Annotated in this window: 23 protein-coding genes; 15 read left to right on the top strand and 8 right to left on the bottom strand. The window is 66.2% G+C overall.

The window, feature by feature from the left end; genetic code table 11:
- Window positions 1–121 precede the first annotated feature (121 nt).
- From M2319_RS10635 to M2319_RS10625, 3 genes are read right to left on the bottom strand one after another with little or no spacing between them, the layout of a single operon-like run.
- Entirely contained in the window at window positions 122–727 is a 606-nt protein-coding gene (locus tag M2319_RS10635; protein WP_264601435.1) for a response regulator transcription factor, read from the bottom strand.
- Complete coding sequence (locus M2319_RS10630; protein ID WP_264601434.1) at window positions 711–3,008, bottom strand: ATP-binding protein; 2,298 nt, start codon at window positions 3,006–3,008, stop codon at window positions 711–713. Before M2319_RS10630 ends, M2319_RS10635 begins: the two co-directional genes overlap by 17 nt.
- Window positions 3,005–3,661 carry a biliverdin-producing heme oxygenase gene (locus tag M2319_RS10625; RefSeq protein WP_264601433.1) on the bottom strand — a complete coding sequence of 219 codons (657 nt, stop codon included), beginning with the start codon at window positions 3,659–3,661 and terminating at the stop codon, window positions 3,005–3,007. The genes M2319_RS10630 and M2319_RS10625 overlap by 4 nt, the downstream gene beginning before the upstream one ends.
- Before the next feature lie 276 nt (window positions 3,662–3,937).
- Here M2319_RS10625 and ppsR (M2319_RS10620) point away from each other — a divergent pair, with 276 nt between their 5' ends.
- A complete protein-coding gene (gene ppsR / locus M2319_RS10620) occupies window positions 3,938–5,353 on the top strand; it encodes a transcriptional regulator PpsR (protein ID WP_264601432.1) in 1,416 nt (471 codons plus the stop codon).
- 160 nt (window positions 5,354–5,513) lie between these two features.
- The gene (locus M2319_RS10615; protein WP_264601431.1) at window positions 5,514–5,984 is read left to right on the top strand and encodes a TspO/MBR family protein; all 471 of its coding nucleotides are present in this window, start codon (window positions 5,514–5,516) and stop codon (window positions 5,982–5,984) included.
- A 54-nt stretch (window positions 5,985–6,038) separates the two neighbouring features.
- On the opposite strand, the gene M2319_RS10610 is transcribed toward M2319_RS10615, so the two are convergent.
- From M2319_RS10610 to ppsR (M2319_RS10590), 5 genes are all read right to left on the bottom strand, one after another.
- The gene (locus M2319_RS10610) at window positions 6,039–6,314 is read right to left on the bottom strand and encodes a hypothetical protein (RefSeq protein ID WP_264601430.1); all 276 of its coding nucleotides are present in this window, start codon (window positions 6,312–6,314) and stop codon (window positions 6,039–6,041) included.
- 147 nt (window positions 6,315–6,461) lie between these two features.
- A complete protein-coding gene (locus tag M2319_RS10605) occupies window positions 6,462–7,655 on the bottom strand; it encodes a geranylgeranyl diphosphate reductase (protein ID WP_264601429.1) in 1,194 nt (397 codons plus the stop codon).
- 4 nt (window positions 7,656–7,659) lie between these two features.
- Window positions 7,660–9,030: a BCD family MFS transporter gene (locus M2319_RS10600; protein ID WP_264601428.1), complete on the bottom strand. Its 1,371-nt coding sequence runs from the start codon at window positions 9,028–9,030 to the stop codon at window positions 7,660–7,662.
- 28 nt (window positions 9,031–9,058) lie between these two features.
- Window positions 9,059–9,967, bottom strand: coding sequence for a chlorophyll synthase ChlG (gene chlG / locus M2319_RS10595; RefSeq protein WP_264601427.1), 909 nt, complete (start codon window positions 9,965–9,967; stop codon window positions 9,059–9,061).
- A gap of 211 nt (window positions 9,968–10,178) precedes the next feature.
- Window positions 10,179–11,606 carry a transcriptional regulator PpsR gene (ppsR, locus tag M2319_RS10590; RefSeq protein WP_264601426.1) on the bottom strand — a complete coding sequence of 476 codons (1,428 nt, stop codon included), beginning with the start codon at window positions 11,604–11,606 and terminating at the stop codon, window positions 10,179–10,181.
- A 667-nt stretch (window positions 11,607–12,273) separates the two neighbouring features.
- On the opposite strand from ppsR (M2319_RS10590), the gene bchF reads away from it, so the two are divergent.
- The 13 genes from bchF to puhE are packed head-to-tail and all read left to right on the top strand — an operon-like array spanning window position 12,274 to window position 26,732.
- Entirely contained in the window at window positions 12,274–12,747 is a 474-nt protein-coding gene (gene bchF, locus M2319_RS10585; protein WP_319801781.1) for a 2-vinyl bacteriochlorophyllide hydratase, read from the top strand.
- Window positions 12,748–12,770: 23 nt separating this feature from the next.
- The gene (locus tag M2319_RS10580) at window positions 12,771–14,060 is read left to right on the top strand and encodes a ferredoxin:protochlorophyllide reductase (ATP-dependent) subunit N (protein ID WP_406682103.1); all 1,290 of its coding nucleotides are present in this window, start codon (window positions 12,771–12,773) and stop codon (window positions 14,058–14,060) included.
- A 3-nt stretch (window positions 14,061–14,063) separates the two neighbouring features.
- A complete protein-coding gene (gene bchB / locus M2319_RS10575) occupies window positions 14,064–15,674 on the top strand; it encodes a ferredoxin:protochlorophyllide reductase (ATP-dependent) subunit B (protein ID WP_264601423.1) in 1,611 nt (536 codons plus the stop codon).
- Window positions 15,649–19,374 carry a magnesium chelatase subunit H gene (locus tag M2319_RS10570; protein WP_264601422.1) on the top strand — a complete coding sequence of 1,242 codons (3,726 nt, stop codon included), beginning with the start codon at window positions 15,649–15,651 and terminating at the stop codon, window positions 19,372–19,374. The genes bchB and M2319_RS10570 overlap by 26 nt, the downstream gene beginning before the upstream one ends.
- The gene (gene bchL, locus M2319_RS10565) at window positions 19,371–20,303 is read left to right on the top strand and encodes a ferredoxin:protochlorophyllide reductase (ATP-dependent) iron-sulfur ATP-binding protein (RefSeq protein ID WP_264601421.1); all 933 of its coding nucleotides are present in this window, start codon (window positions 19,371–19,373) and stop codon (window positions 20,301–20,303) included. The genes M2319_RS10570 and bchL overlap by 4 nt, the downstream gene beginning before the upstream one ends.
- A gap of 14 nt (window positions 20,304–20,317) precedes the next feature.
- On the top strand, window positions 20,318–21,019 hold the full coding sequence (gene bchM, locus M2319_RS10560) for a magnesium protoporphyrin IX methyltransferase (RefSeq protein ID WP_264601420.1): 702 nt from the start codon (window positions 20,318–20,320) through the stop codon (window positions 21,017–21,019).
- Window positions 21,016–22,455: a BCD family MFS transporter gene (locus M2319_RS10555; protein WP_406682093.1), complete on the top strand. Its 1,440-nt coding sequence runs from the start codon at window positions 21,016–21,018 to the stop codon at window positions 22,453–22,455. The genes bchM and M2319_RS10555 overlap by 4 nt, the downstream gene beginning before the upstream one ends.
- 26 nt (window positions 22,456–22,481) lie before the next feature.
- Entirely contained in the window at window positions 22,482–23,246 is a 765-nt protein-coding gene (gene puhA / locus M2319_RS10550; protein ID WP_264601419.1) for a photosynthetic reaction center subunit H, read from the top strand.
- Entirely contained in the window at window positions 23,243–23,938 is a 696-nt protein-coding gene (puhB, locus tag M2319_RS10545) for a photosynthetic complex putative assembly protein PuhB (RefSeq protein ID WP_264601418.1), read from the top strand. The genes puhA and puhB overlap by 4 nt, the downstream gene beginning before the upstream one ends.
- A gap of 13 nt (window positions 23,939–23,951) precedes the next feature.
- Window positions 23,952–24,449, top strand: a complete 498-nt coding sequence (gene puhC, locus M2319_RS10540) for a photosynthetic complex assembly protein PuhC (RefSeq protein WP_264601417.1) — start codon at window positions 23,952–23,954, stop codon at window positions 24,447–24,449.
- The gene (locus tag M2319_RS10535) at window positions 24,446–24,748 is read left to right on the top strand and encodes a hypothetical protein (protein ID WP_406682092.1); all 303 of its coding nucleotides are present in this window, start codon (window positions 24,446–24,448) and stop codon (window positions 24,746–24,748) included. Before puhC ends, M2319_RS10535 begins: the two co-directional genes overlap by 4 nt.
- A complete protein-coding gene (gene acsF / locus M2319_RS10530; RefSeq protein WP_264601416.1) occupies window positions 24,745–25,833 on the top strand; it encodes a magnesium-protoporphyrin IX monomethyl ester (oxidative) cyclase in 1,089 nt (362 codons plus the stop codon). Before M2319_RS10535 ends, acsF begins: the two co-directional genes overlap by 4 nt.
- 14 nt (window positions 25,834–25,847) lie before the next feature.
- The gene (gene puhE, locus M2319_RS10525) at window positions 25,848–26,732 is read left to right on the top strand and encodes a putative photosynthetic complex assembly protein PuhE (RefSeq protein ID WP_264601415.1); all 885 of its coding nucleotides are present in this window, start codon (window positions 25,848–25,850) and stop codon (window positions 26,730–26,732) included.
- Window positions 26,733–26,739 lie beyond the last annotated feature (7 nt).

Raw genomic sequence — 26,739 nt, 5'->3', positions numbered from 1 at the left:
GGCGCAGTCTGTCAACCGGAAGAGGTGTCGATCGTGCAATTTTTTCGGGTGAGGGAAGGTGGATGCACTGGAAAACGCCTGGTAGCGGTTTACACCCCGCCTGCCGGCCGCGCCGGCCGACTCAGCGCATCATCCGGATCAGATCGGAAATGCCGCGCGCGTGCATCTTCTCGCGGATGCGCGAGCGGTGGATCTCGATGGTGCGCTGGCTGACGCCGAGCTCCTGGGCGATTTCCTTGTTGAGCTTGCCGAGGACGAGGTGGTCGAGCACCTCGCGCTCGCGCTCCGTCAGCTTGGCGATGCGCTCGCGCACCAGGTCGTCCGGCACCGACGGCGGCGGCCGGTTGGCGAGGATCTCGCCGGCGACGGCCACCGCATCGAGCAGCTGCTCGACCTGGGCCGGCTTCTCGATGAACTCGATGGCGCCCGCCTTCATCGCCTGCACGGCGATGGGCACGTCGCCGTGGCCGGTGACGACGATGGTCGGCAGATGGGCGTCGAGCGAGTTGAGATGGGCCTGCAGCTCCAGCCCGCTCATGCCGGGCATGCGCAGGTCGAGCACCAGGCAGGCGACGACGTCCGGGTCGTAGACCTCCAGGAAGCTTTCCGAGGAATCGCAGGCAATCGTCGTGTAGCCGTGCGAATTGAGCAAAGCGCACAGGGATTTCAGGACCGAGGGATCATCTTCCACCACATAGATGCTGAAATCTCTAGTCGGTGCTGCCATCGGTCCCCTCCCTTACCGGCAATTTGAAGATCACTTCCGCTCCGTTCGGCGCGGATTTCGCCCAGATCCGTCCGGCATGGGCTTCGACAATGGACCGGCACAGCGACAGGCCGATGCCCATCCCGCTGGTCGTCGACGCGTGGAACGGCTCGAACAGGTTGCTTTCCAGCTCCTTGGGGATACCCCGTCCGGTATCCTTCACGGAGACTTCCACATAGTCGCCGACCCGTTGCGTCTCGAGCGTCAGCGTCTGGTTTTCCAGCCCCTCCATGGCGGCGATGCTGTTGCGCGCCAGATTGAGCACCACCTGGCCGATCTGCACCGGATCGGCCCAAATCTTCGGCAGGCTCTTGTCGAGGAGCATGATCAGCCGCAGCCGCGGCAGCTCCTGGGACACCATGACGAGGTCGATGCCCTGCTTGATCGATTCGTTGATGTCGACATAGTCGGCGTTGAGCTGGCCGCCGGAGATGAAGTTGCGCATGCGCCTGACGAGGTCGCCGGCGCGCGAGGACTCCGTCACCGCCTCGTCGATCAGCTCCGCCGCCCGCTCCGGGATCGCCACCCCCGCATTGCGGAATTCCTGGCGGCACGCATTGACGTAGTTGGCGATGGCGGCGAGCGGCTGGTTGAGCTCGTGGGCGATCGCGGAGGCCAGCTCTCCCATGGAGGTGGTGCGGGCGACGTCGAGCAGTTCGTGGCGCAGCCGCGTCTCGGCCGCCTCGGCGACGCGCTGGGCCTCCAGCGCCGCATGGGCCCGCTCCAGGCTGTTGACGGCAAAGAGCGCGCGCCGGAGGATCCGGACCGCGTCGCTGTCGAGGGCGTCGAACGGCCGGCTCTTGCCGATCCGCTCCTCGCGCCACAGCTCGAACGAGCCGCGCGGCGACAGCCGGAACGTGCCGTCTTCGAGCCGTTTTTCGATCTTTTCCGGCTTGCCGGCCCAATTGATCGTCTGCTCGAAATTCGGCCTCAGGAAAACGACGAAATCGGCGCCGTCCTCCGACAGTTCGACGAGCGCCGCACCGGCCGCCGCCTGGCGCTGCTCGTCGTCCATATCGACGAGGGCGGACAGGTGCGAGGTGGTCGCTATGCCGTCGATGACACGGGCCTTCATGGCCCGGTAATCGAGCGGCGGGACCGGCACCTGGCCGTGCTCGACCACCTTGCCCTGACGCACGAAGACGAGGCCGGTCGCGGTCATCACCTCCATCAGGGTGTGGGCGCGCTGGTCCAGGATGTCGAGCAGCGAGGTGCCGCCGCGCGCGTCCTGTTCGATGGTGTAGGCGATCTTCTCCGCCGAGATGCTCTTCCTCAGCTGGTTGGTGTTCTCGATGCTCTGCAAGAGCGCCGACACCGTGCCGCCGAGGAGTTCTGCAAAGCGCAGCCGGCTGGAGGAGATGTAGCGCGGCGAATAGTTGTGGCAGGCAACCAGGCCCCAAAGCTCCTTGTTGGTGATCAGCGAGATCGAGAGGCTGCCCTTCACGCCCATATTGTTGAGATATTCGATATGCACCGGGGCGACGCCGCGCAGCTTGGCATAGGTCAGGTCCAGCGGCTGGGCCGCGTCCGCATCGGCAAAGCCGCCGCCGCGCTTGATGATCGGCACCGGCTCGGCGTTGATGTCCGGGATCGAGCGCATGACGTTGAGCGTGAAATGGCGCCGTGCCGGGTCGGGGATGTCCGAGGCCGGATAGTGCAGGCCGAGGAAGCTGTCGTCGCGCGTCGTCGATTCGGCGATCACCTCGCCGTGCTTGTCTTCGGCGAACCGGTAGATCATGACCCGGTCGAAGCCGGTGACCTCGCGGATGATCTCCGCGCTGACCTGGGCCAGCTCGTTCAGCGCGTTCGGCTTGATCAGCTCGGAGATGATGCGCTGTCGCAGGATCTCCTCTTCCCAGACCGCCGCCGGGCTCTCCGAGGCGTTGACGAATTCCAGGATGATGCTGCCGGCGTTGCGATGGGCAAGGCACTCCAGACGCCGCGGCGCGTCGCCGGCCGGTTCGAACGCCAGGAACCACGGTTTCAGGAGTTCCGGCGTCGACGGCAGGAGCTGCATGCGCGACAGCTCCGCCACATTAGCCTCGCCGATCACCTCGGCGAGGTGCCGGCCGAGGATGTCGGCGGCGGCGATGCCGAGGAACCGGTCGGTGTTGAGGCTGGCATAGTCGACGGTCAGCGTCTGCTTGTCGACGGCGATCAGCGCGCCGTGCGGCTGCACCGAGCCGATCAGGTGGATCGGCTCCCGGTCGCAGGTGTTGAGGTCGATGGTACCCGTCTTCACGAAAGACTCTCAGTCGACCGGCCGGCAGACGGGGAGGGCCGGTCGAGCGGCATCAGCCAGTCCGCAATCGACTGGAATGTCTGACGCGCCCCCTTGATCAGATCCTGCTGCGGCGTCCCCGCTTCCTTCAGCCGCAACAGCAATCGGTTCGTCATCTCCCAGCGATAAGCACCTTTCGTGCGGCACCAGTCCCAGTAGCGTCGTCCGTCCGGGGGCCCGTCGCCGAGGAGGTCGCGCGCGGCACGATCGATGACACCGCCACCATGCGTCGACCCTTCGACGACGTATAACACGCCACCGAGGGTGTTCGGCGAGATTTTTGTGCCCGCCTCGGGCGATCGGGGGGCGGCCGCAAGCGCGGCATCGTCAAGGCCGAGATCGACGAGGTCCTGGGCAAAGAGTGGCGCCCGCGGATGATAGGCATAGTCTCCGGCATCGAAGCCGGAGCTGCCGAGGGTTTCGGCGATCGCCGCGTCGAGCGGCACGTAGAAACCGTAAAGTCGAAGAATCAGAGCGCGATAGCCCGAGCGGTCGAGCGTGCCCTTGAACAGGGCGCGGAAGCTCGCATGCAGGTGAAGTTGCTTGTGCTGGCCCCAGGTCTCGTCCCTGAGAACGTTCCGTACGGCGGAATTTACGTCAACCGCATCAGTCATCGGCCCGTTATCCTCCGGTTTGCCGCCGCGGCATTTTGGCACCCCGGGGCGGCCGCCGATATCCGGGGAAAACAGTCGCATTGGCATTTAAGCTTGAAAGCATTAAACAAATTCCCATCTAATCTGAATCAGGACTGCCGGTGTACAATCCTTGGCGCGAATGTCGGACGGCCTGCAAGTAGAGGGTGTCAAAAAACGTTGACAAACGTTGTCAAGGCGAAATCTCTGCGCTAATTGGAAATTAGAACCGTTTTACGTCAACCGGAATGAACGCTCGTGAACTCGCTCTTCTCGCAGCCCGCGGCCTTCTTCTCTAACGCCGACCCGAAGACCGTTGGGGCTCTCGTTGCAAACGCATCCGACATCGCCCTGATAGTCGGTCGTGACGGCATCATCAAGGATGTTGCCGGTGACGGCGAAAGCCTCGCCCAGATCGGCGCCGGGGCCTGGCGCGGCGCGCCCTTGCATGACGTCGTCAGCGAGGACTCCCGCCAGCATGTCGACGACCTGATTCGCCTTGCCCCCGGCGAGGATATGCCGGCGATGGCCGACATCCGTCATCCGGCTCCCTCCGGCGAGCAGATTCTGATACGCTATTCGGCGATCGCCACGGGCGCTGACGACGACATCGTGCTCCTTGGCCGCAACCTGTCGCCGCTGCGCTCCCTGCAGGAGCGGCTGCTTTTGTCGCAGCAGACCATGGAACGCACCTTTGAGCGCCAGCGTCAGGACGAAGCGCGATACCGCATGGTGTTCCAGGTCGCGTCCGAAGCCGTGCTCATCGTCGACGTTTCGTCAGGCCTCATCCGCGAGGCCAACCGCGCGGCGCTGCAGCTCCTCAAGGAGGACGGCCACAACGTGCTCGGCCGCCGCCTCGGCACCTTTTTCGAGCGTGAGGACCGGGCCGACCTGCAGTCGCTGCTGACCGGCGTCCTCGGCACCGATACGGCGTCCGAAGGCACCGCCCGGCTCGCCGACGGCCGCAAGGTCCGGGTCAAGGCCAACCTCTTCCAGTCCCGCGATGCGTCGACCTATCTGGTGCACCTTCAGGAGGCCGTCGAGGCCGCGACCGGACCGATCGCCGACCGCAGTCTGGCCCGGCTCATCCACCTCGCCAGCGAGGCCATCGTTCTCACCGACGATGCCGGCACCATCCTGTGGGCCAACGATTCCTTCCTCGACCTGTCCCAATGCGGCAAGCTGGAATCGGCCGTCGGCCGTTCCCTCGGCGACTTCTTCGACGGCACGGCGTTCAATATCGGCGTCACCCTCGACAATGTGCGCAGCCACGGCCGGCTGAAGATGCTGCCGACGACGCTGCGCAGCCTTTCCGGCCAGACCAGCGAGGTCGAGCTCTCCGTCGTCTCCATGCCCGACGGCAGCGGCTTCGGCATCGTCATCCGCAACGTCGCCCTGCGCGCCCAGCCGATCGATCTCGGCGCCGTCCCCAAGGCGGGCGAGCGCAACGCGGTCGTCGCCCGCTCCGGCGAGCCGGTGGAGGACCTGATCGGCAAGGTGCCGCTGAAGGACCTCGTCCGCGACGAGATGGACGCGATCGAAAAGAGCTGCATCGCCTCGGCCCTGCAGCTGACCGGCAACAACCGGGCGCTGACCGCCAAGGTGCTCGGCCTCAGCCGCCAGGGGCTCTACAGCAAGCTGAGGCGTTACGGCTTCGCGTCCGACGAGGAATAGGCGCTCGCGGGCGGTCATGTCCGCCATGCGCCGAATTACCTACAAGAAGAGCTGCGACCTGGCGCCGCGCGCGGGAACCGGCGGGCCGCTGAGAGGTTATAGTGGCGATGCGGCGTGACCACGCCTCCCTCCGATTCCGGACCCATCTTCAGGATTGCCGATGCTCAATTTCATTCCCTTCGCCATCTTCGTGATGCTGGCCGCGTCGAGCGGCGCCTATTTCAAGCCCGACGACTGGTACGCCCGGCTCGACAAGCCGCGCTGGAACCCGCCCAACTGGGTGTTCCCCGTGGTCTGGACGCCGCTCTATGCGCTGATCGCCGTTGCCGGCTGGATGGTCTGGAACGAGGCTGGGCCAAGCCTCGTCATGGTCGTCTGGTTCGCCCAGCTCCTCCTCAACGGCACCTGGTCGTGGATGTTCTTCGGCAAGCGCCGTATGGACTGGGGCATGATGAACGTCTCGGCGCTCTGGGTCCTGGTGGCGCTGTTCATCGCGCTCGCCTGGCCGATTTCCATGTGGGCGGCGCTGATGTTCGCGCCGTACCTGGTCTGGGTCTCCGCCGCGGCGCTGCTGAACTGGCAGGTCTGGCAGATGAACAAGCATGGCGGCGCGCTCGAAAGCCAGTCCTGACCGCCGCCAGGTCCTGCAATCGAAAGACCGTGAGCCCGGCGTCCTGCCGGGCTCCTATTCGTTGAGCCTTTTCACCAGATCGGTGAGATGGGCGACGAACGAAGCGGCGAGGAAGGCGCATATCAGCGCCCCGTCGCCACCGTTCCACAGCACCCTCAGCGCCATCAGGATGAACGCGCCGGACAGCCCGTTGAGGGCGACGGAGCGGGCCAGCCGCGGTCGCCGGCGCTTCAGGAACAGCGCCACGGCCAGCGTCTCGCCGATCAGCACCGCAAGCACGATGTCGGCGATGACCGGTGAATTAAGGAAGGCGGAGACGCTCTCCGGCATGGTTTTGACCTCGTTGGCGGGATGGCCGGTCGCCGGCTGTCGGCGATGCCGCCCAAGAGACTATCCGAAAACGGAAACCGCCGCCCCGCACGAAGGCGGGGCGGCGTCTCTGCTCCATTGAAAAGTGATGGCGCCTGCCAGAGCGTTTCAGCGGTGCGACAGGCCAAAGAGTTGCTGCAAATCCTTGCCGAAGACGCGCAAATGCGCCATCGGCTCGCGCTTGACGAGTTTCTTGTTGAGATAGGACTCCCAGGTCAGCCGCTGCACGTCCGGATCCCGGCACATCTTCACGAACTGCTCGCGCCGCTTGTCGTTGCGGTACCAGATCGTCTGCATGACGCGCAGGATGAAGAAGGTCCGGCCGTGGTCCTTCATGAAGCGCTTGCGGGCGCTCTTCAGCGCCTTGACCTCGCCGGTGACGAGCAGTTGCTCGACCGCCTCGGCGGCAAGCTGGCCGCCCAGCATGGCGTAGTAGATGCCTTCGCCGGAGGAGGGGGCAACGATGCCCGCCGCATCGCCGGCAAGGAGAACGTTGCGACCGTTGTCCCAGCGCTTCAGCGGCTTCAGGGGCAGCGGGGCGCCTTCCTCGCGCAGCGTCTCGCAGTCGGCAAGGCCGGCCTGTTCGCGCAGGCGCCGGGTTGCGGCCCTCAGGTCATAGCCCTTGATGGCGCTGCCGCAGCCGATGCTGGTCGCCGGCCCGTGCGGAAAGATCCAGCCATAGAAATCCGGCGAGATCTCGCCCTTGTAGATGACGTCGCAGCGGGTCGGATTGAAATTGTCGTTGGCGGTGTCCGGCGAGCGGACGATCTCGTGATAGGCAAAGACGAAGGGCGGCTTGACGTTGGCGCCGAAGACCGCGCGCCGCACCGGCGAGTTGGCGCCGTCCGCGCCGATCAGGGTCCGAGCCTTGTACTCGCGGACGGCCTTGCCGTCGTCCTTCTCACGGATCTGCACGGTGACCGTGCCGTCGGCGTTCTGGGTGGCGCCGGTGAAGGTGCCGGCGATGCGGGTGGCACCGGCTTCTGCTGCGCGCTGGCGCAGCCAGGGATCGAAGACGTCGCGGTCGACCATGCCGACATAGCCGGTGCCGGTGATCTCCATGTCGACGGTCTTGTTCGACGGCGAGACCATGCGGGCCGCGGCAATCCGCGCCGTCAGCATGTGCGGCGGGATGTCGAAATCGCGCACCGCTCGCGGCGGAATGGCGCCGCCGCAGGGTTTCGTGCGGCCCTCGCGGTCGACGAGGAGGACGGCCCGGCCCTTGCGGGCCAGTTCGTGCGCCGCGGTGGCGCCGGCCGGCCCGCCGCCGACAACGATGGTATCGAAGAAATCCTTGGTCATTTTCCTACACCGCCGGTTGGAGGTCGCTCCGCTCGTCCTTTGCCGGTGCCGCAATGGCGGCGGCCGGCGCGCCGGCCATGGCGAGCCGGCTGGCAATGACGGCGGAGATCAGGAACAGCGCCGCCTCGCCGGAGAACACCCAGGCATAGGAAATGCCGACGTCCCCGGTGAGATAGCGCGCGAAGTCGATGGTGACGGTGCCGGCGAAACCGCCGAGGCCGAAGGCGATCCCCTGCGCCGCACCCCACAGGCCCATGCGGATGCCCTCGCGCGATTTCACGCCGGCACCCGCCAGCACCATCATCGTGCCGATGGCGGCCACCGCGAAGGCCCCGTTGGCGTAGCCAAGGGCGAAGATGTTGACCCACAGCGGCCAGTCGGGGGCAAAGGTGGTGGCAAGGGCCAAGAGCGCCAGCGCGACGCCCGATCCGATGCAGCCGACGACGGTGAACATCTTCAGGATGAGGGACTTTCTGCCGGGCCAGAGGCTGCCGACGATGCCGACAGTCGCCATGCCGAGGAAGACGCCGCTGTGCTGGTTGCCGGAAAGCTGGGTCGTCTCACCGGGCTGCATGTTGAAGAGGAGGCCCGCGAAGGGCTCCAGGATCAGGTCCTGCATGGAGTAGGCGAGCATGGAAACGAAGACGAATATGGTGAAGAGCCGTGCCTCCGGATCGTCCCAGATTTCTCGCAACGCTTCCCAGAAGGTCGGCTTCGGCGCATTCGGATCGTCGTCATGGACGACCTGTTCCACGGTGCGGCTTTCCAGCCGGCCGACGGCGATGGCGGCAAGGGCAAAGGAGATCGTGCCGGCGACGGCGGTAATGGTGATCAGCTTCGCATGGGAATAGGGATCGAGGAAATGGCCGGAGGTGACGGCGGTGACCACGATGCCGGCGATCATCATCATCCAGACGATGGTCGCCGCGGCAGGCCGCCGTTCCGGCGCGGTGCGGCTGGCAAGCAGGGCTAGCAACGAAGTGCCGGCGGCCCCGATGCCGAAGCCGATGAAGGCAAAGGCGACGATGGCGGTGGAAAGGCCGAGCCAGAAATGGGTTTCCAAGAGGATCGTCGAGGCCGCCGCGCCGGTGCCGGACAGCGCCAGCATCGCCATGCCGCCGAGGATCCAGCGGGTGCGGCCGCCGCCGATGTCGGATTCATAGCCCCAGACCGGGCGCAGCATCTGCACGGCGTAGTGCAGGCTGACGAGGGCGCCCGGAATGGCGGCGGCGAGCGCCAGTTCCACGACCATGACGCGGTTGAGGGTCGAGGTGGTGAGGACGACGATGGAGCCGAGGCTCGCCTGCACCAGCCCGAGCCTCAGGATGCCGATCCAACCAAGTCCGTCGCGAGTCCCCTTCGCCAACGACGCCATTGCTGTTGTCCGCTCCTTCAGAAAGCCGTCATGCGACGGTCAGCGTCCTCAGCGAGATGGCGGTCGCCATCATGCCGCTGACATAGAGCCCGACGCCGATCGCCGAGTACCAGACGGCGCGCTCCTTCGGGCTTTTCAGCATGTGGACCATGCAGCCGATCTGGATCGCCAGCACCAGGCCGACGACGCCGGCCGCCCAGAAATGCTGCCAGATGAGGAGAAGCGCAATCACGGCCGCTTGCGAGCCGCCCATGACGAGGCAGGCAAAGCGCGCGGCATTGGAAACGCCCAGCTGCACCGGCAGCGAGGCGAGCCCGTGCTGGGTGTCGCCTTCGACCGACTTGAAATCGTTGAGTGTCATGATGCCGTGGGCGCCGACGCCGTAAAGGAGCGCAACGGCGATGATCTCCGCCGGCGGCAGGCCGCCGAGGGCGGCGGCGGCGGCGGTGAACCAGGGCAGGCTCTCATAGGAAAAGCCGACGGCGGCATTGCCGAACCAGCCGTTCTGCTTCAGCCGGAACGGCGGCGCGCTGTAGGCCCAGGCAAGCGCCAGGCCGATCAAGGCGGCCCAGAAGACGGCAGCGCCGAGCAGCGCGGCAACGACCATGGACAGCGCGCTGGCGATGATCGCCACATAGAGCCCCCAGCGCCCCGGCATCCGGCCCGACGGGATCACCCGGTCCGGCTCGTTGATGGCGTCCACATGGCGGTCGAACCAGTCGTTCACCGCCTGGCTGGTGCCGCACAGCAGCGGGCCGGCGAGCAGAATGCCGCCGATCACGAACCACCAGCGCTCCGCCGTGAAGGCGCCGGCGGAGACGACGCCGCAGGCATAGGCCCACATCGGCGGAAACCAGGTGATCGGCTTCAGCAGCTGAATGGTGGCGCCGACGGTCGGAACCCTCGGCAATTCCTGGGAAACCCGGTAAGCATCCATGGCGAAATGCTAGGAGCGATCCAAAAAAGTGTCAATTCAGAATGACACTTATGGATGTGCGCGAACGCCGCAGCAGCAACCTCCCTGCAAAATATTGCCCGAAAATAGGTTTTTCCGGTTGAGGGACGGCGCCAGATGTCCATCGGGCGTGACAAATGCAAGCCCGATGCCCACCCTGCCGGCGCCCGAACGGACCTTTTGACGGCGGACCCTACTCCGCTTCCGGGGCGCCGACGCCGTGGCGCTTCAGCTTGATGTAGAGGCTCTGCCGGCTGAGGCCGAGCATTTCTGCGGCCGAGGCGCGGTTGTTGCCGGTCTGGCGCAACGCCGCCTCGATGCACAGCTTCTCGATGATGTCGGAGGCCTCCCGCAGGAGCTCCTTCAACGGCACCCGGCCGACCAGCTCGCCGAAATTCGACGGCTCGTAGGGCAGGGCGCCGGTCACCGACGGATAGCCGCTGTCGCCGGTCGCCTCGGAAATGAGGAAGCCGATGCGCGAGGAGCGCGGCCCGGTCAGCCGCTTGGCGGCGATGCGGACCGGGATCGCCTTGCCGAAATCGTCGCGGATGACGGTCGAGAAGGAGCGGACCTCGCCCTTTTCCTTCAAGTTCGACATCAAAAGCTGCATGTCGATCGCCGCTGCCCCGACCCAGGAATTGAGGTTGCGGCCGATCACGTGTTCCCGGGTCACGGCCTTGACCATATTTAGGAACTGGTCGTTCGGCTGCTCCACGATGCCCTCGCCGTCGGTGACAACGACGGCCTCCGGCAGCTCCCAGATCAGGCCCTGCGGATCGAACGCATCAGAATCGGTCTCCTCGCCCTCGCGGGTCACCTGGCGCAGGCGCACGAGCAGGTTGACCTTGCCGTCGTCGCGGAACGGCTGCACGGTCATCGCGTAGGAGCCGTCCTGGTTGGCGAGCCGCACTTCCAGGCTGTCCGCGGTGCCCTGGCGCTGGGCTGCTTCGAGCACGGCGTCGATGTCCTCGCGGGCGCCGCGCCGGAACAGCGTCGTCACCGTTTCGCCGACCAGCCGGCTGCTTGGTCGCTCGACCAGTTCGGCCGCCGCCCGGTTGACGTCGAGGATGCGCAACAGGTCGCCGTCGACGATGAACATCGGCTGGGCGATCAGTTGAAAGAGCATGCGGTAGCGGGTTTCGGCCTGACGGAGGTCGCGGTATTCCCGCTCCATTTCGAGTTGGTTTTGTACCATCCGGCTTTGCATGTCAGCTATCTTTCGAAGGTCTTGGCCGAGGGCGACCGTGGAGGAGGATCCGTCGATCGCCACCAGGGCATAGTTGACCGGCAGGTCGGGGAGCCCTTCTTTGGGGTGGTTGATTTGCCGGCGCCGGGTCGACCGGGCGGCGGTGATGTCCGAGAGCAGCGTCCGCACCTTGTCCACGCTTTCGCTTGTCACGGTGGCCTCCCAGGGGCGGCCGATCCATTTGTCCGGAGCGTAGGGTTGCAGACTGGCGTTGGCGTAGGACACGTCCTCCACCTCGCCTCTCTCGGAAAGGATGAGCGCGATGTCGGAGCCGACGGCTGCAAGCTCGGCGGCGGCGACATGGTCGACGTCGTGGAACCACTCCGACGGGCGGCTGAATGGCCTGTAGCGCGTTTTTTCGGCCCGGTCGCTCATGGTCTTCGACGTCGTCTCCGCGTCATTTCTGTGCCGGCAGGGCCGGCCGTCTGCGACAGCGCGTGCGGGCCTCCGGCCGGCTGGCGTCCGGCGGCAGCGCGCCGCGGCGCACCGCGCCTGTCGCCGGGCCTGGCCCGGTGTCAGCGCGAATTGTCACATGGGGTGTCGGAGCGGGGCGCGAAAGCCCCCTCCGTGAAGAACGCGCGCCCGCGCGCGCTCGCGCATGAGGCGGCTCGCAAGCGCCGGCCGGTTCCCCGTCCGGGCACACGCGGCCGGCTCCGGCCTTCCGTAGTAATCCGGTTTCTGCGGCAGCGACCGTGTGATAGCTGTTGCCGTCAGGAGCCCTTTTGAGGGATAAAATCATAGCGCCCCCAATACGAAGCGGCCTCGGTCGCCACCCGCGCTGACGTGTTGTGCTGGTCAAGGCCGACGAGGGGGGCGGCACCCTCCATGGGAGCCCGTCCGGCGCGCCGAGCCCACGGTCGACGACCGTGCGCGGAAGCCTCCCAACAATGTCCCATCGAACGTCGAATGTAAATCGCTATTAACGTCAAATGAAGTTGACACTTCGTTTGTCGCGGCGTTAGAGTCCTTGCCAGCAGGAGTGAGGGAGGCGGTCACCCGCAGGACCATGAAGGTTGCCGCGAATTCAGGGAAATCGCAGGTCATGCTGTACACGCCGGAAGAACGCCGGCGGCGGGACGCCTCGCCCTGGACGCTGGTGCAGGGCATCCTCGCCCCGATCCAGTTCCTGGTCTTCTTCGTCAGCCTCATCCTCATCATCCGCTACTTCCTGACCGGCGAGGGCCTGTGGGGCGCGAATCTGTCGATCGTCCTGAAGACGTTGACGCTCTACGCGATCATGATCACCGGCTCGATCTGGGAAAAGGACGTCTTCGGCAAGTACCTGTTTGCACGAATGTTTTTCTGGGAGGACGTGTTCTCCATGGCGGTGCTGACGCTGCACACCGCCTATCTCCTGGCCCTCGGGCTCGATCTGTTGTCGCCGACCCCACTTCTGCTCCTGGCCCTTGCGGCCTACGCGACATATGTGATCAACGCCGGCCAGTTCCTGTGGAAGCTGCGCATGGCCCGGCGCGACGCCGAAATGCGTGCCGTACCGCTCGAGGCCGCGCCATGAACCGGCCGACCTCCCAGACGGTTTTGTCCAACACCGCCGCGCGCTGCGATGCGCCGGCCGCGGGCCGCGAACCGACCATCCACCAGCGCGGCCAGCACGAGGTTTTCTGCGGCCTGACGTCGATCATCTGGCTGCATCGCAAGATGCAGGACGCCTTCTTCCTGATCGTCGGCTCGCGCACCTGCGCCCATTTGATGCAGTCCGCCGCCGGCGTCATGATCTTCGCCGAACCGCGCTTTGCCACCGCCATCATCGAGGAACGCGACCTCTCGGGCATGGCCGACCTCCACGACGAGCTCGACGCCGTCGTCGAACGGCTCCTGAAGCGCCGTCCGGACATCAAGATGCTGGTCCTCGTCGGCTCGTGCCCGTCGGAGGTGATCAAGCTCGACCTCTCCCGTGCCGCGGAACGTCTTAATCGTGAACATGCGCCGGATCGCCGGGTCATCGCCTATTCCGGCAGCGGCATCGAGACCACCTTCACGCAAGGCGAGGACAGCTTTCTTGCGACCCTCGTCGACGAATGCCCGGTTGCCGAGGCCGACGCCGCCCCCTCGCTGGTCGTCGCCGGCTCGCTCGCCGACGTCGTCGAAGACCAGTTCTCGCGCATCTTCCAGGCGCTCGGCATCGAAAACGTCGCCTTCCTGCCGACCCGCCGCAGCGACCGGCTGCCGGCGATCGGGCCGAATACGCGCTTTCTGCTGGCGCAGCCGTTCCTCAACGAGGCGGCCAAGAAGCTAGAGCGCCGCGGCGCAACGCACATTCCCGCGCTCTTCCCGCTCGGCGAGGAGGGCACGACAGCCTGGCTGAAGGCCGCTTCCGATGCCTTCGGCGTCGACCCCGCCCGCTTCGAGGCGGTGACCGCGCCGGGCCGGGAACGCGCCCGCAAGGCCCTTGAAAGCTATGCCGAGACCCTTTCCGGCAAGCGCATCTTCTTTTTCCCCGATTCGCAGCTTGAGCCGGCGCTCGCCCGGTTCCTCAGCCGCGAGGCGGGCATGGGGCTGACGGAGATCGGCAGCCCCTATCTCCACCGCCGGCACCTTGCCGCCGAACTCGATCTCCTGCCGGAGGACGTGGTCCTCAGCGAGGGCCAGGACGTGGAGCGCCAGATCGACCGCTGCCACGAGGCCGATCCGGACCTCATCGTCTGCGGCCTCGGCCTTGCCAATCCCTTCGAGGCGGAGGGCTACGCGACGAAGTGGTCGATCGAACTCGTCTTCACCCCGATCCAGGGCTACGAGCAGGCCGGCGACCTCGCCGAGCTGTTCGCCCGTCCGCTGCGGCGCCGTGCCGCGCTGAAGGTGGAGGTCTAGGCGATGCAGCTCACCGTCTGGACATATGAGGGACCGCCCCATGTCGGCGCGCTGCGCATCGCCGCCTCCATGAAGGGTGTCCACTACGTGCTGCACGCGCCCCAGGGCGACACCTACGCCGATCTGCTCTTCACCATGATCGAGCGCCGCCGCACGCGCCCGCCGGTCACCTACACCACCTTCCAGGCCCGCGATCTCGGCAAGGACACCGCCGAACTCTTCAAGGACGCGTGCCGGGAAGCGGTGGAACGCTTCAAGCCCCAGGCGATCCTGGTCGGCGCCTCCTGCACGGCCGAACTGATCCAGGACGACCCGGGCGGTCTCGCCAAGGCGCTCGGCCTCGACGTGCCCGTCGTGCCGCTGGAGTTGCCCTCCTACCAGCGCAAGGAAAACTGGGGCGCGGCAGAGACCTTCTACCGGCTGGTCCGCGGCTTTGCCGGCGGACGCGAGAAGCCGGCGAGGCAAGAGGGCGCACCGGCCTCCTGCAACATTCTGGGCCCGACCGCCCTCGGCTTCCGCAACCGCGACGACATCGTCGAGGTCAAGAAGCTGCTGAAATCATTGGGCGTCGAAATCAACGTCGTTGCCCCGCTCGATGCCTCGCCGCTTGATCTCACCCGGCTTCCGGCCGCCGACTTCAATGTCGTGCTCTATCCGGAGATCGCCGAGACGGCGGCCAACTGGCTGAAGCGCGAATTCGGCCAGCCGATCGTGCGCACCGTGCCGATCGGCGTCACCGCGACGCGCGAATTCATCCGGGAAGTCGCCGAACTCGCCGGCGTCGATCCCGCCGAGGCGCTCGCGACCGACGCCGACCGGCTCTCCTGGTACGCGCGCTCGGTCGACAGCAATTACCTGACCGGCAAGCGGGTCTTCATCTACGGCGATGCCACCCATGCGCTCGCCGCCGCCCGCATCGCCGAGGAAGAACTCGGCTTCAAGGTCTGCGGTCTCGGCACCTACAGCTTCAATTTCGCCCGCGACATCACCGCGGCGGCCCGCAAATACGGCGTCGAGCCGCTGATCTCCGACGACCATCTGGACGTCGAGGAGGCGATCGTCGAGGCCCATCCGGAACTGGTGCTCGGCACCCAGATGGAGCGCAACACGGCCAAGCGCCTGCGCATCCCCTGCGCCGTCATCTCCGCCCCGGTGCACGTCCAGGACTTCCCGGCGCGCTACGCCCCGCAGATGGGTTTCGAGGGCGCCAATGTCATCTTCGACAGCTGGGTCCACCCGCTGATGATGGGCCTGGAAGAGCATCTCCTCGGCATGTTCCGCGAGGATTTCGAATTCCACGACGACACCGGCGCCTCGCACCTGGCCGCCGTCAACGCCGCCCGTGGCGCGGGCGGGCAGGGCGCTGCCATTCGCGCCGAGCAGCCCGCCTTCGAGGCCGCCGCGGCGCCTGAAGAAACCACACCCGACACGACCGACAGCCCCGACGGCGCTGCCGCCCGCTGGACCCCCGAGGCGGAAAAGGAACTGAAGAAGATCCCGTTCTTCGTGCGCGGCAAGGCCCGCCGCAACACGGAGCGCTTCGCCGACGAGACCGGCGTCAATGTGATTACGATCGAGACACTCTACGATGCAAAAGCCCATTTTGCCCGCTGACGCAGAGGCCCGGAAGGGATCCGGAAAGGCGACGCCGATCCGCGTGACCTTCGTGACGCTCGACAATCACATGACGAGCGCCATCGACCGTGCCCGCGCGACCCTGCGCCGCGAGATTCCGGGCCTGGAACTCAACATCCACGCGCTGGCCGGCTGGGGCGAAGACCAGACCGCCGCCGAGCGCTGCCGCGCCGACATCGAGACCGCCGACATCATCGTCGCCAGCATGATCTTCCTCGACGACCACAGCCGGGCCATCCGGCCGTCGCTGGAGGCGCGCCGCGATGCGTGCGACTGCGTCGTCGGCTGCCTGTCGGGCGCGGAGATCGTCAAGCTGACCCGCATCGGCGACTTCAACATGTCGAAGCCGACGACGGGCATCCTGGGGCTCCTGAAGCGCCTGCGCGGCGGCTCCAAGGGCTCCGGCGGCGCCGGCCACGGCCAGATGAAGGTGCTGAGGGCGATCCCGAAGATCCTGAAATTCATCCCCGGCAAGGCGCAGGACGTCCGCGCCTATTTCCTCACCCTGCAATACCTGCTCGCCGGGTCCGACGAGAACCTGACCAACCTCGTCCGCTTTCTGATTTCGCGATATGCGTCGGGGCCGCGCGCCGGATTGCGCAAGCTGGTCAAGCCGGCCGATCCGGTCAACTACCCCGACACCGGTCTTTACCACCCCGTGCTGAAGGAGCGGGTGACGGACGACCTTGCCGCGTTCCAGCGCAAGGTCTGCGCCAAATCCGCCACCGGCACGGTGGGACTCCTCGTCATGCGGTCATATGTGCTCGCCGGCAACACGGCGCACTATGACGGCGTGATCAGCGCACTCGAGGCTCGCGGGCTTAAGGTTGTCCCCGCCTTTGCAAGCGGCCTCGATGCACGTCCGGCCATCGAGCGATTCTTTCTCAAGGATGGCCAAGCGATAGTCGACGCGGTCGTCTCTCTGACCGGCTTCTCGCTGGTCGGTGGTCCCGCTTACAACGACGCTCCCGCCGCTGAAGCCATGCTCGCTGAGCTGGACGTGCCCTATTTATCCGCCTTCGCGATCGAGTTCCAGACCCTCGAGCAGTGGCTCGACTCCGATCTGGGGCTCTCGCCGGTGGAAACGACGATGATGGTGGCGCTGCCGGAAATGGACGGCGCCTCCGGATCGCTGATCTTCGGCGGCCGTTCCGGCGCCGCCGAGATCAAGTCCGAGCGCGACATGGTCTGCAAGCCGGACCGCGCCGAGCGCCTCGCCGACCGGGTCGAAAAGCTGATCCGCCTGCGCCGCAGCGCCAGGAAAGATCGCCGCGTCGCCATCGTCATCTACAACTTCCCGCCCAATGGCGGGGCCGTCGGCACGGCCGCCTATCTGTCGGTCTTCCAGTCGCTCTTCAATACCCTGAAGGCGATGAAGGCGGAGGGCTATACGGTCGACCTGCCGGAGAGCGCCGATGCGCTGCGCGACCGCATCCTGATCGGCAATTCGGAGCGCCATGGCACGGCCGCCAACGTACTCCACCGCGTTCCCGCCGAGACCCATGTGGCGCGCGAGAAGTATCTCGCCGAGATCGAGGCCCAGTGGGGCCCGGCGCCCGGCCGCCACCAGACCGACGGCGCCGGCATCTTCGTGCTCGGGGCTGACTTCGGCAACGTCATCGTCGGCGTCCAGCCCGCCTTCGGCTACGAGGGCGACCCGATGCGGCTGCTCTTTGAAAAGACCTTCACGCCGACCCACGCCTTCTCGGCCTTCTACACCTATCTGAAGACCGACTTCGCGGCCGACGCCGTGCTCCATTTCGGCACCCACGGCGCCCTGGAATTCATGCCCGGCAAGCAGGTTGGCCTCTCCGATGCGTGCTGGCCGGAACGCCTCATCGGCGCCCTGCCGAACTACTATCTCTACGCCGCCAATAACCCGTCGGAGGGCATCATCGCCCGCCGCCGCTCGGCCGCGACGCTCGTCAGCTACCTGACCCCGCCGCTCAGCCACGCCGGTCTTTACAAGGGTCTCCTTGACCTGAAGGCCTCGGTGGAGCGCTGGCGCGCCCTGCCGCCGGGCCAGGACGGCGAGCGCCGCAAGCTGGCCGAGATCATCCAGAGCCAGGCCGCCACCGTCGACCTTGCCGAACAGGAGGCCGAGTGGAGCGACGGCGGCGAGGCCGAGATCCCGGCCATCCACGAGCGCATCATCGAGCTTGAGACGACCCTGATCCCGCACGGGCTCCATGTGGTCGGCGAAGTGCCGAGCGACATCGAGCGCCGCGACCTTCTCGCCGCCACCAACGAGGCGATGATGGAGGGCCGCCTGGTCGACGCCGACATCGACGCCATCGTCGCCGGGACACGCGTTGCGATCGCCCGTGGCGAGGAGGCCAAGGCCGTCACCGTGGAGCGGCTCGCCCGCCTCAACGAGGGCCTGCAGGTCGATCATGAGACCGGAGCGCTCCTTCGCGCCCTCGACACCCGCTACATCCATCCGGTTGCCGGTGGCGACATCGTCCGCGCACCGGAGATCGTGCCGACCGGCCGCAATCTGCACGGCTTCGACCCGTTCCGCCTGCCGACCGCCTATGCGGTCGAAGACGGCCGCGAACAGGCCGACCGGCTGATCGAGCGCCACATCCGCGACAGTGGCGAAATGCCGAAATCGATCGCGCTGGTGCTGTGGGGGTCGGACAACCTCAAGACCGAGGGCTCGACCCTCTCCCAGGCCCTGGCGCTGATCGGCGCCAAGCCGCGCTTCGACGGCTTCGGCCGCCTCGCCGGCGCCGAGCTGATCCCGCTGTCCGATCTCGGCCGGCCGCGCATCGACGTCGTCATTACCCTGTCGGGCATCTTCCGCGACCTGCTGCCGATGCAGACCAAGCTTCTCGCCGAAGCCTGCAACCTCGCCGCCACGGCCGACGAGCCGGTGGAGAAGAATTTCCTGCGCAAGCACGCGCTGGAATACGCCGCCAGGCACGACTGCTCGCTCGACGAGGCAGCGCTGCGCGTCTTCTCCAACGCCGCCGGCGCCTACGGCTCCAACGTCAACATGCTGATCGACAGCGGCGCCTGGGACGACGAGGACGAGATCGCCGAGACCTACACCTCGCGCAAATGCTTCGCCTATGGCGTCGACGGCAAGCCGGTGAAGCGCCAGGAACTCCTCGGCGAGGTCCTGCAGAGCGTCGATGCGGCCTACCAGAACCTGGAATCGGTGGAACTCGGCATCACCACCATAGACCATTATTTCGACACGCTCGGCGGCATCAGCCGGGCCATCCGCAAGTCCGGCGGCGGCCATGTGCCGGTCTATGTCGGCGACCAGACCTGCGGCAAGGGCAAGGTCCGCACGCTCACCGAACAGGTGGCGCTGGAGACTCGCAGCCGCATGCTCAACCCGAAATGGTACGAAGGCCTCCTGAAGCACGGCTATGAGGGCGTGCGCCAGATCGAGAGCCACGTCACCAACACGCTCGGCTGGTCGGCCACCACCGGCCAGGTCGCGCCCTGGGTCTACAAGAACCTCACCGAGACCTTCATTCTCGACGAGGAAATGCGGACCCGCCTTGCCGATCTCAATCCGAAGGCGTGCTCCAAGCTCGCCAACCGGCTGATCGAGGCGCATGAGCGCAATTATTGGCAGCCCGACGAAGCGACGCTCGAAGCGCTGAGGGCCGCCGGGGACGAGTTGGAAGACCGGCTCGAAGGCATCGACGTGGAGGCAGCATGAACGCGTATTCGTACAGGGACGTCGCCGATAAGGGCGCCAAGAGCTCCAAGGTTGCCTCCGAGCACCGCGAGGACGGCGAGGGATCGGTCCAGGTCAAGCTCGACCCGACCATGGAGATCGAGGGCGCCAAGGTCTTTGCCATCTACGGCAAGGGCGGCATCGGCAAGTCGACCACCTCGTCGAACCTCTCCGTCGCCTTTTCCAAGCTCGGCAAGCGCGTCCTGCAGATCGGCTGCGACCCCAAGCACGATTCCACCTTCACCCTGACGAAATCGTTGATCCCGACGGTCATCGACATCCTCGAAGAGGTCAACTACCACGCCGAGATGTTGCGCCCGGAGGACTTCGTCTTCGACGGCTACAACGGCGTCCAGTGTGTTGAAGCCGGCGGCCCGCCGGCCGGCACCGGCTGCGGCGGCTATGTCGTCGGCCAGACGGTCAAGCTCCTGAAAGAGCATCACCTGCTTGAGGACACCGACGTCGTCGTCTTCGACGTCCTCGGCGACGTCGTCTGCGGCGGCTTCGCCTCGCCGCTGCAGCATGCCGAACGGGCGCTGATCGTCGCCGCCAACGACTTCGATTCCATCTTCGCGATGAACCGCATCGTCGCCGCCATCCGGGCCAAGGCGAAGAACTACGACGTGCGCCTCGGCGGCGTCATCGCCAACCGTTCGGCCAGCACCGACCAGATCGACCGCTACAACGAGGCGATCGGCCTGAAGCGCCTCGCCCACATCCCGGACGACGATGCGGTGCGGATGAGCCGGCTCAAGAAGCGCACCCTTTTCGAAATGGACGAGACCCCGGAAATCAAGCGGATCCAGCAGGAATACCTGAAGCTGGCCGAATATCTCTGGTCCGGGTCGGAGGAACTCGATGCGACCCCGATGAAGGATCGCGACATTTTCGAGTTCCTTGGCTTTGAATGAGAAAGAAGAAGAAGATGGAGCAAGCCCGCTACATCCGGCGTCGCAGTGAAATCCAGGACTATTTCGATCGCACCGCGATCCATCACTGGAAGAAGCTGGCAACCGACGAGCCGCTGAACCGGATCCGCGAGACGGTCCGCGCCGGCCGCGACCGGATGCGCGGGCTGCTGCTCTCCTGCCTGCCAAATGACCTTTCCGGCTGGCGCGTGCTCGACGCGGGCTGCGGCGCCGGCATGATGTCGGCGGAACTCGCCCGCCGCGGCGCCGACGTCGTCGCCGTCGACCTGTCGCCGGAGATCGTGCGCTATGCGGCGACCAAGCTCGCCGCCGAGGACCTGAAGGGCTCCGTGACCTTCCATTCCGGCGACATGCTGTCGGCCGAGTTCGGCCGCTTCGACGCCGTCGTCGCCATGGACTCGCTGATCCACTACAAGCTCGACGACGCCGTTCAGGCGATGGCGACGCTCGCTGCCCGCACCGACAAGAAGATCGTCTGCACCTTCGCGCCGCGCACCGTGCCGCTGACCCTCATGCACATGACCGGCCGCCTGTTCCCGCGCTCCGATCGGGCGCCCTCGATCCAGCCGACCGCGCCCAAAAAATTCCGCAAGCGCCTGCTCGCCGATCCGGCCTTCGCCGACTGGCAGGTCGGGCTCTGCGAACGCGTCAAGAGCGGCTTCTACACGTCACAAGCCATCGAGGTGTCGCGCCGATGAACATGGTCGGACAGGCGAACGCCCGCATGGTGGCGTTCTGGAAGAGGGTAGGGATGCGGTTCATGCCGTTCGCCGACGTGGCGACGGCGGAAATGCCGTTCTCGCGCCTTCTCCGCCTGGCCCTGTTCCAGGTCTCCGTCGGCATGGCCGCGGTGCTCCTCACCGGCACGCTCAACCGGGTGATGATCGTCGAACTCGGCGTTTCCACCAGCCTCGTCGCCATCATGGTGGCGATCCCGGTGGTCGCCGCGCCGTTCCGCGCCCTCATCGGCCACAAGTCCGACACCTACCGCTCGTTCCTCGGCTGGCGTCGCGTGCCATACATCTGGTTCGGTACGCTGTTGCAGTTCGGCGGCCTTGCCATCCTGCCCTTCGCGCTCTTGCTGCTGCAGAGCCAGAACAACGGCCCGGAATGGGCCGGCAGCGCCGGCGCCGCGCTCGCCTTCCTGCTGGTCGGCCTCGGCATGCACATGACGCAGACCGCAGGGCTCGCGCTCGCCACCGACCTGGTGCCTGAGGACAAGCGCCCGCGCGTCGTCGCGCTCACCTATGTCGTCTTCCTCATCGGCATGATCGGCAGCGCTTTCGTCCTCAGCTACCTGCTCAACGACTTCAGCGCCAAGCGCCTGATCCAGGTCATCCAGGGCGCCGCCGTCCTTACCCTCGGCCTTAACGTCATCTCGCTGTGGAAACAGGAAGCGCGCGACCCGAGCCGCACCGCCCACAGCCGCGAGTCCCTCAGCTTCCGCGAGGCGATCGCCAACTACCGCGCCGACCCGCGCACCACCCGCCTGCTGGTGGCCCTTGCCCTCGGGACGGCCGCCTTCAGCATGCAGGACGTGCTTCTGGAGCCCTACGGCGCCGAAGTGCTCGGTCTGACCGTCAGCCAGACGACCATGCTGACGGCGCTCTGGGCGGCCGGCACGCTGACCGGCTTCCTGCTCGCCGGCCACCTCTTGGCGAAAGGCTTTGAGATGCATCGGGTCGCCGCCATCGGCGCGCTTTCCGGCATCGTCGCCTTTTCGGCCGTCGTCTTTGCCGCGCCGCTGGAGGCGCCGAACCTGTTCAGGGCCGGCGCCGCGGTCATCGGCTTCGGCGGTGGTCTCTTTGCCGTCGGCACCATGCTGGCGGCGATGGAGCTCGGCGAGCACACCGATCACGGCCTTGCCATCGGCGCCTGGGGCGCGGTGCAGGCCACCTCGATCGGCATCGCGCTCGCCGTCGGCGGCGTCCTGCGCGATGTCGTCAATTCGCTGGCCATGTCGGGCACGCTGGGGGCCACCCTCAACGACGTCACGGTCGGCTACAGCGTCGTCTATCACATTGAAATCATGATGCTATTTGCGAGCCTGGTGGTGCTGGGCCCGTTGACCTACCGGCGCCGGCACAGCGCCGCGACACAACGGCAGTTCGGATTGGCCGAGTTGCCGGGATAATCGAAACCGCGAACCGGGAGAGAGCTATGGAATCCGGAGCGTTAACATCACATATCGACGTTGCACAGGTGACGCTTTATGCGTTCTGGGCATTTTTCGCCGGCCTCGTCTGGTACCTGCGTCAGGAAGACCGGCGTGAGGGCTATCCGCTGGAAGCCGACGTTTCCGGCGAGTACAGCAAGGATCCCTGGCTGTTCCTGCCGCAGCCCAAGACCTTCGTGCTGTTCAACAACCAGGGCACCAAGACCGTCCCGGACCAGGTCCGCGACACCCGTCCGATTGCCGCCGAGCGGCTCACCGTCGCGCCGGGCTCGCCGCTCGTGCCGACCGGCGATCCGATGGCCGACAGCATCGGCCCGGGCTCCTATGCCGAACGTCTCGACATCGTGGAGAAGAACCCGGACGGCTCCAACCGCATCGTGCCGCTGAGGACCACCGACGAGTTCCAGGTCGTCGAAGACGATCCGGATCCGCGCGGCATGGCCGTCGTCGGTTGCGACAAGCAGGTCGCGGGCACCGTCACCGACCTTTGGGTCGACAAGTCGGACAGCCTGATCCGCTATCTCGAGGTTCAGCTCGAAGGCGCCGGCACGGTGCTGCTGCCGATGCCGTTCAGCGTCGTGCGCGCAGGCCACATCTACGTTCACGCCGTCACCTCCGAGCAGTTCGCCGGCGTGCCGACGACGGCCAGCCCCGACGCCGTCAGCCGGCTGGAAGAAGAGAAGATCGCTGCCTACTACGGCGCCGGTCAGCTCTACGCCACGCCGGAACGGCAGGAGCCGCTGCTATGATGTTCGACCAGGTGCGCGAGCACGAATACGAACCCGTCGAGGGTCTTCCCGAAAAGCTTCCGGAAGGCGAGTTCATGCTGTGGCAGGGCCGGCCCGACGGTCGGTCCATTGCCCGGCGCGTCATGAAAACGGGCTGGTTCGCGTTCTACTTCCTCGTGCTCGCGGCCTGGGCGTTCACGGCCGGTCTCTATGACGGTCGCGGTCTCGGCGCGTCGACGTTTTCCGCCGGCGCGCTGGTCCTCTTCGCCGCGGTGCTGATCGGCCTCCTGGAGGCCTATGCCTGGGGCGTCCACAGGACGACGATGTACACCGTCACCAACCGCCGCGTGGTCATGCGTGTCGGCGTGGCGCTGCCATTCACCCTCAATCTGCCGTTCTCCAAGATCGCCTCGGCGGACCTTGCGACCGGCAAGCGGGGGATCGGCGACATCGCCATGGCCCTGAGGGCCGACGAGCGGGTGTCGTGGCTGATGATGTGGCCCCATGTCCGGCCGTGGCGGATGTTCCGCTGCGAGCCGGCCCTGCGCTGCATTCCGGAGGCCGAAAAGGTCGCCGGCATCCTCGGCAAGGCGCTCTCCGACTACCTCGCCGGCCATGCCGACGAGGCGCCCCGGATCGCCGTCACCACCGCCGGACCGGAAACGTCCCGCCAGCGCACGGCTGGGCTGAAGACGGTCACGGCCGCCGAATAGAAGGAAAAAGGGGATGAGCATGAACGCCGCTGTCGCGTCCGGAAAGCCGAAGAAGGAGAGAAGGGGGGGCGTGCCCTCGTTCCCGCGCTTTCCGCTCTATTCGGCCCTGGCGCTTGTCGGTTTCGCGCTGATCGCCACCATTTTTGGCTCCGTGACCGATATCGGCACGGTCCGCAACCGGCTGGGCAATCCGGTCGCCATCCGCGACGTGGTCATCACCCGCGACGGGGCCGGTACGGTCACCGTCACCGATGCCATGTCCGGCGACCGCGTAGCGGTCATCGCATCGGGCGAGGGCGGGTTCGTCAGCGGCGCGCTGCGCGGCCTCGACCGCATGCGCCTCGTCGCCGAGGTCGGCAAGGACCAGCCCTACCGCATCATCAAATGGGAGAACGGCTGGGTGTCCCTGTCGGACACGGGCACCGGACAACGGCTTTACCTGAACGCCTTCGGGCCCGACAACGCGGCCGCCTTCGAGGCGTTCCTCAAGAACTATGGAGACGTGAAGTGATCGGCAGGCTGATCGGCAGGAAGCGCATCGACGTGTCCTGCACGGTTGAGATCAGCAATACCTTCGACAGCCTCGGCGCCCATGTACGGTTTTCGGACGGGACGATCGTACATCCGGGGGACGAGGTGGTCGTACACGGCGCGCCGGTCGCCGTGCCCTATGGCGAAGTCCGCGAGTTCAGGCGGACCGCAACGATAACGCGGGCAAGTCTGCTCGAGCGCGCCTTCGTGAAAGCGACCGGCGACCTGGAGCTGATGGAACTCTGCGAATTCAGTTTTTCAGGGAGGGGAACCGTATGAACAGGCACGTCGCACCGGACGAACTGGCGCCCAAGGTCGCCGAGCAGAGCGAGACCACCAGGGCCGCGCTGCAGTCGACCATGCTCAATCCGCGATTCTATACGACGGATTTCGACGAGCTCGACCGCATTGACGTGTCGGCCGTGCGCGAGGAATGGGACGTCCTGATGGACGACCTGCGCGCCGACCACAACAAGGGCCACTTCAAGCGCAACGAAAACTGGGACGATCTGGATATCGACGCCCTGCCGGAAGATTTGCGCGCCGAGCTGGTCGATTTTCTGGTCAGTTCACTGACCGCGGAATTCTCCGGCTGCGTGCTTTACAAGGAAATGAAGCGGCGCGGCAAGAACAAGGAGATCTGTGATCTGTTCGGCTTCATGAGCCGCGACGAGTCGCGCCATGCCGGCTTCATCAACGACGCGCTGAAGGATTTCGGCATTGGCGTCAATATGGGGTTTCTGGCCAAGGCGAAAAAGTATACCTATTTCCGACCGAAGTTCATATTCTACGCCACCTACCTGTCGGAAAAGATCGGCTATGCCCGCTACATCACCATCTACCGCCATTTGGAACGGCACCCGGAATACCGATTCCACCCGATTTTCAAATGGTTCAAGGAATGGTGCAATGACGAATTCCGTCATGGCGAAGCGTTCTCGTTGATCATGCGGTCCGACCCGAAGCTGCTCGGCGGCGTCAACAGGCTGTGGATCAAATTCTTCCTGCTCGCCGTGTACGCGACCATGTATGTGCGCGACCACGCGCGTCCGGCCTTCTATCGCGGTCTCGGCATCGACATCGATGACTACGACGCGAAGGTGTTCCGGACGACGACCGAGATTTCCAGGCAGTGCTTCCCGGTGCTGCTGGACACCGACCACCCGGCGATGGTCGCCGGCTTCAAGCGGCTCTGCCGCATCAATCGCCGCCTGGAGGCGGCTTCCGAGAAGGGCGGCCTTGCCGGCGCCCTCGGCAAGGCAGTGTGGGGCGCGGCGGCCGCCGCCGTCTTTGCCCGCCTCTACCTGTTGCCCGGCAAGACGAACGAAATTCCGCAGACCAGCCGCCTGCAGCCGGCCTGGTAATTGGGAGAGACCTGTTGGTCCAGTACGTAGCGCCCGTCGTGTTCGTGGTCTTCACCTGGTGGTTCTCCACCGGGCTGGTCCTCTATGCGGCGCGGCGCCAGCGTGGCTTCCGGCGCGGGGCGATGGTGGTGGCGACGCTGGTCGCCGGCCTTGGCGTCTTCGGGCTCTACGAGAGCGCCCGCATGGAAAGCGCGGCCGGTGCCTATCTCGGCTATCTGAGCGCCATCGGCCTGTGGGCCTGGCACGAGCTCTCCTTCCTGACCGGCATGGTCACCGGGCCGAACCGTGCACCGTGCCCGCCGGGCGCCTCCGGCTGGCGCCGGTTCCTCGCCGCCTTTTCCGCGATCCGCGACCACGAGGTCGCCCTCGCCGTCACCGCGGTGCTGGTCGCGGCGCTGACCTGGACCGCGCCGAACCATGCGGGCCTGTGGACCTTCCTCATTCTCTGGGGCATGCGGCTCAGCGCCAAGCTGACCGTCTTCCTCGGCGCGCCCAACGCCATCAACGAGATGACGCCGGCGCGGCTTTCCTATCTCACCAGCTATTTCCGCACCGACCGCACCAACCCGTTCTTCCCGGCCATGGTCGGGGCGGCGATGGTGGTCTGCGGCTGGCTGATCGCCAATGCCTATGCCGCGGACGAGCCCCATGTGGTCGCCGCCACGGTGCTGGCCTCGGCGTTCCTCGCGCTCGCCATCATCGAGCACTTTTTCCTTGTCCTGCCGGTCTCCGAGGCCGTGCTGTGGCGCTGGGCGATCCCGGAACGCGGCGAGGCCGCTCCGATCGACCTCACCGCCGCCAATGGCTCTGCCTGGCAGGGCTTCGAAAGCCGGTTTTCCGGCAAGACATCCATCCGCCGACGCCGCCTGGAGGCGGCGCCAGATCACGATGCGCCATGACGTGCCG

The sequence above is a fragment of the Rhodobium gokarnense genome, from assembly GCF_025961475.1.
Taxonomy (GTDB): Bacteria; Pseudomonadota; Alphaproteobacteria; order Rhizobiales; family Rhodobiaceae; genus Rhodobium; species Rhodobium gokarnense.
The sequence above is the reverse complement of the archived record's forward strand: the minus strand, read 5'-3'. Positions and strand labels throughout refer to the sequence as shown.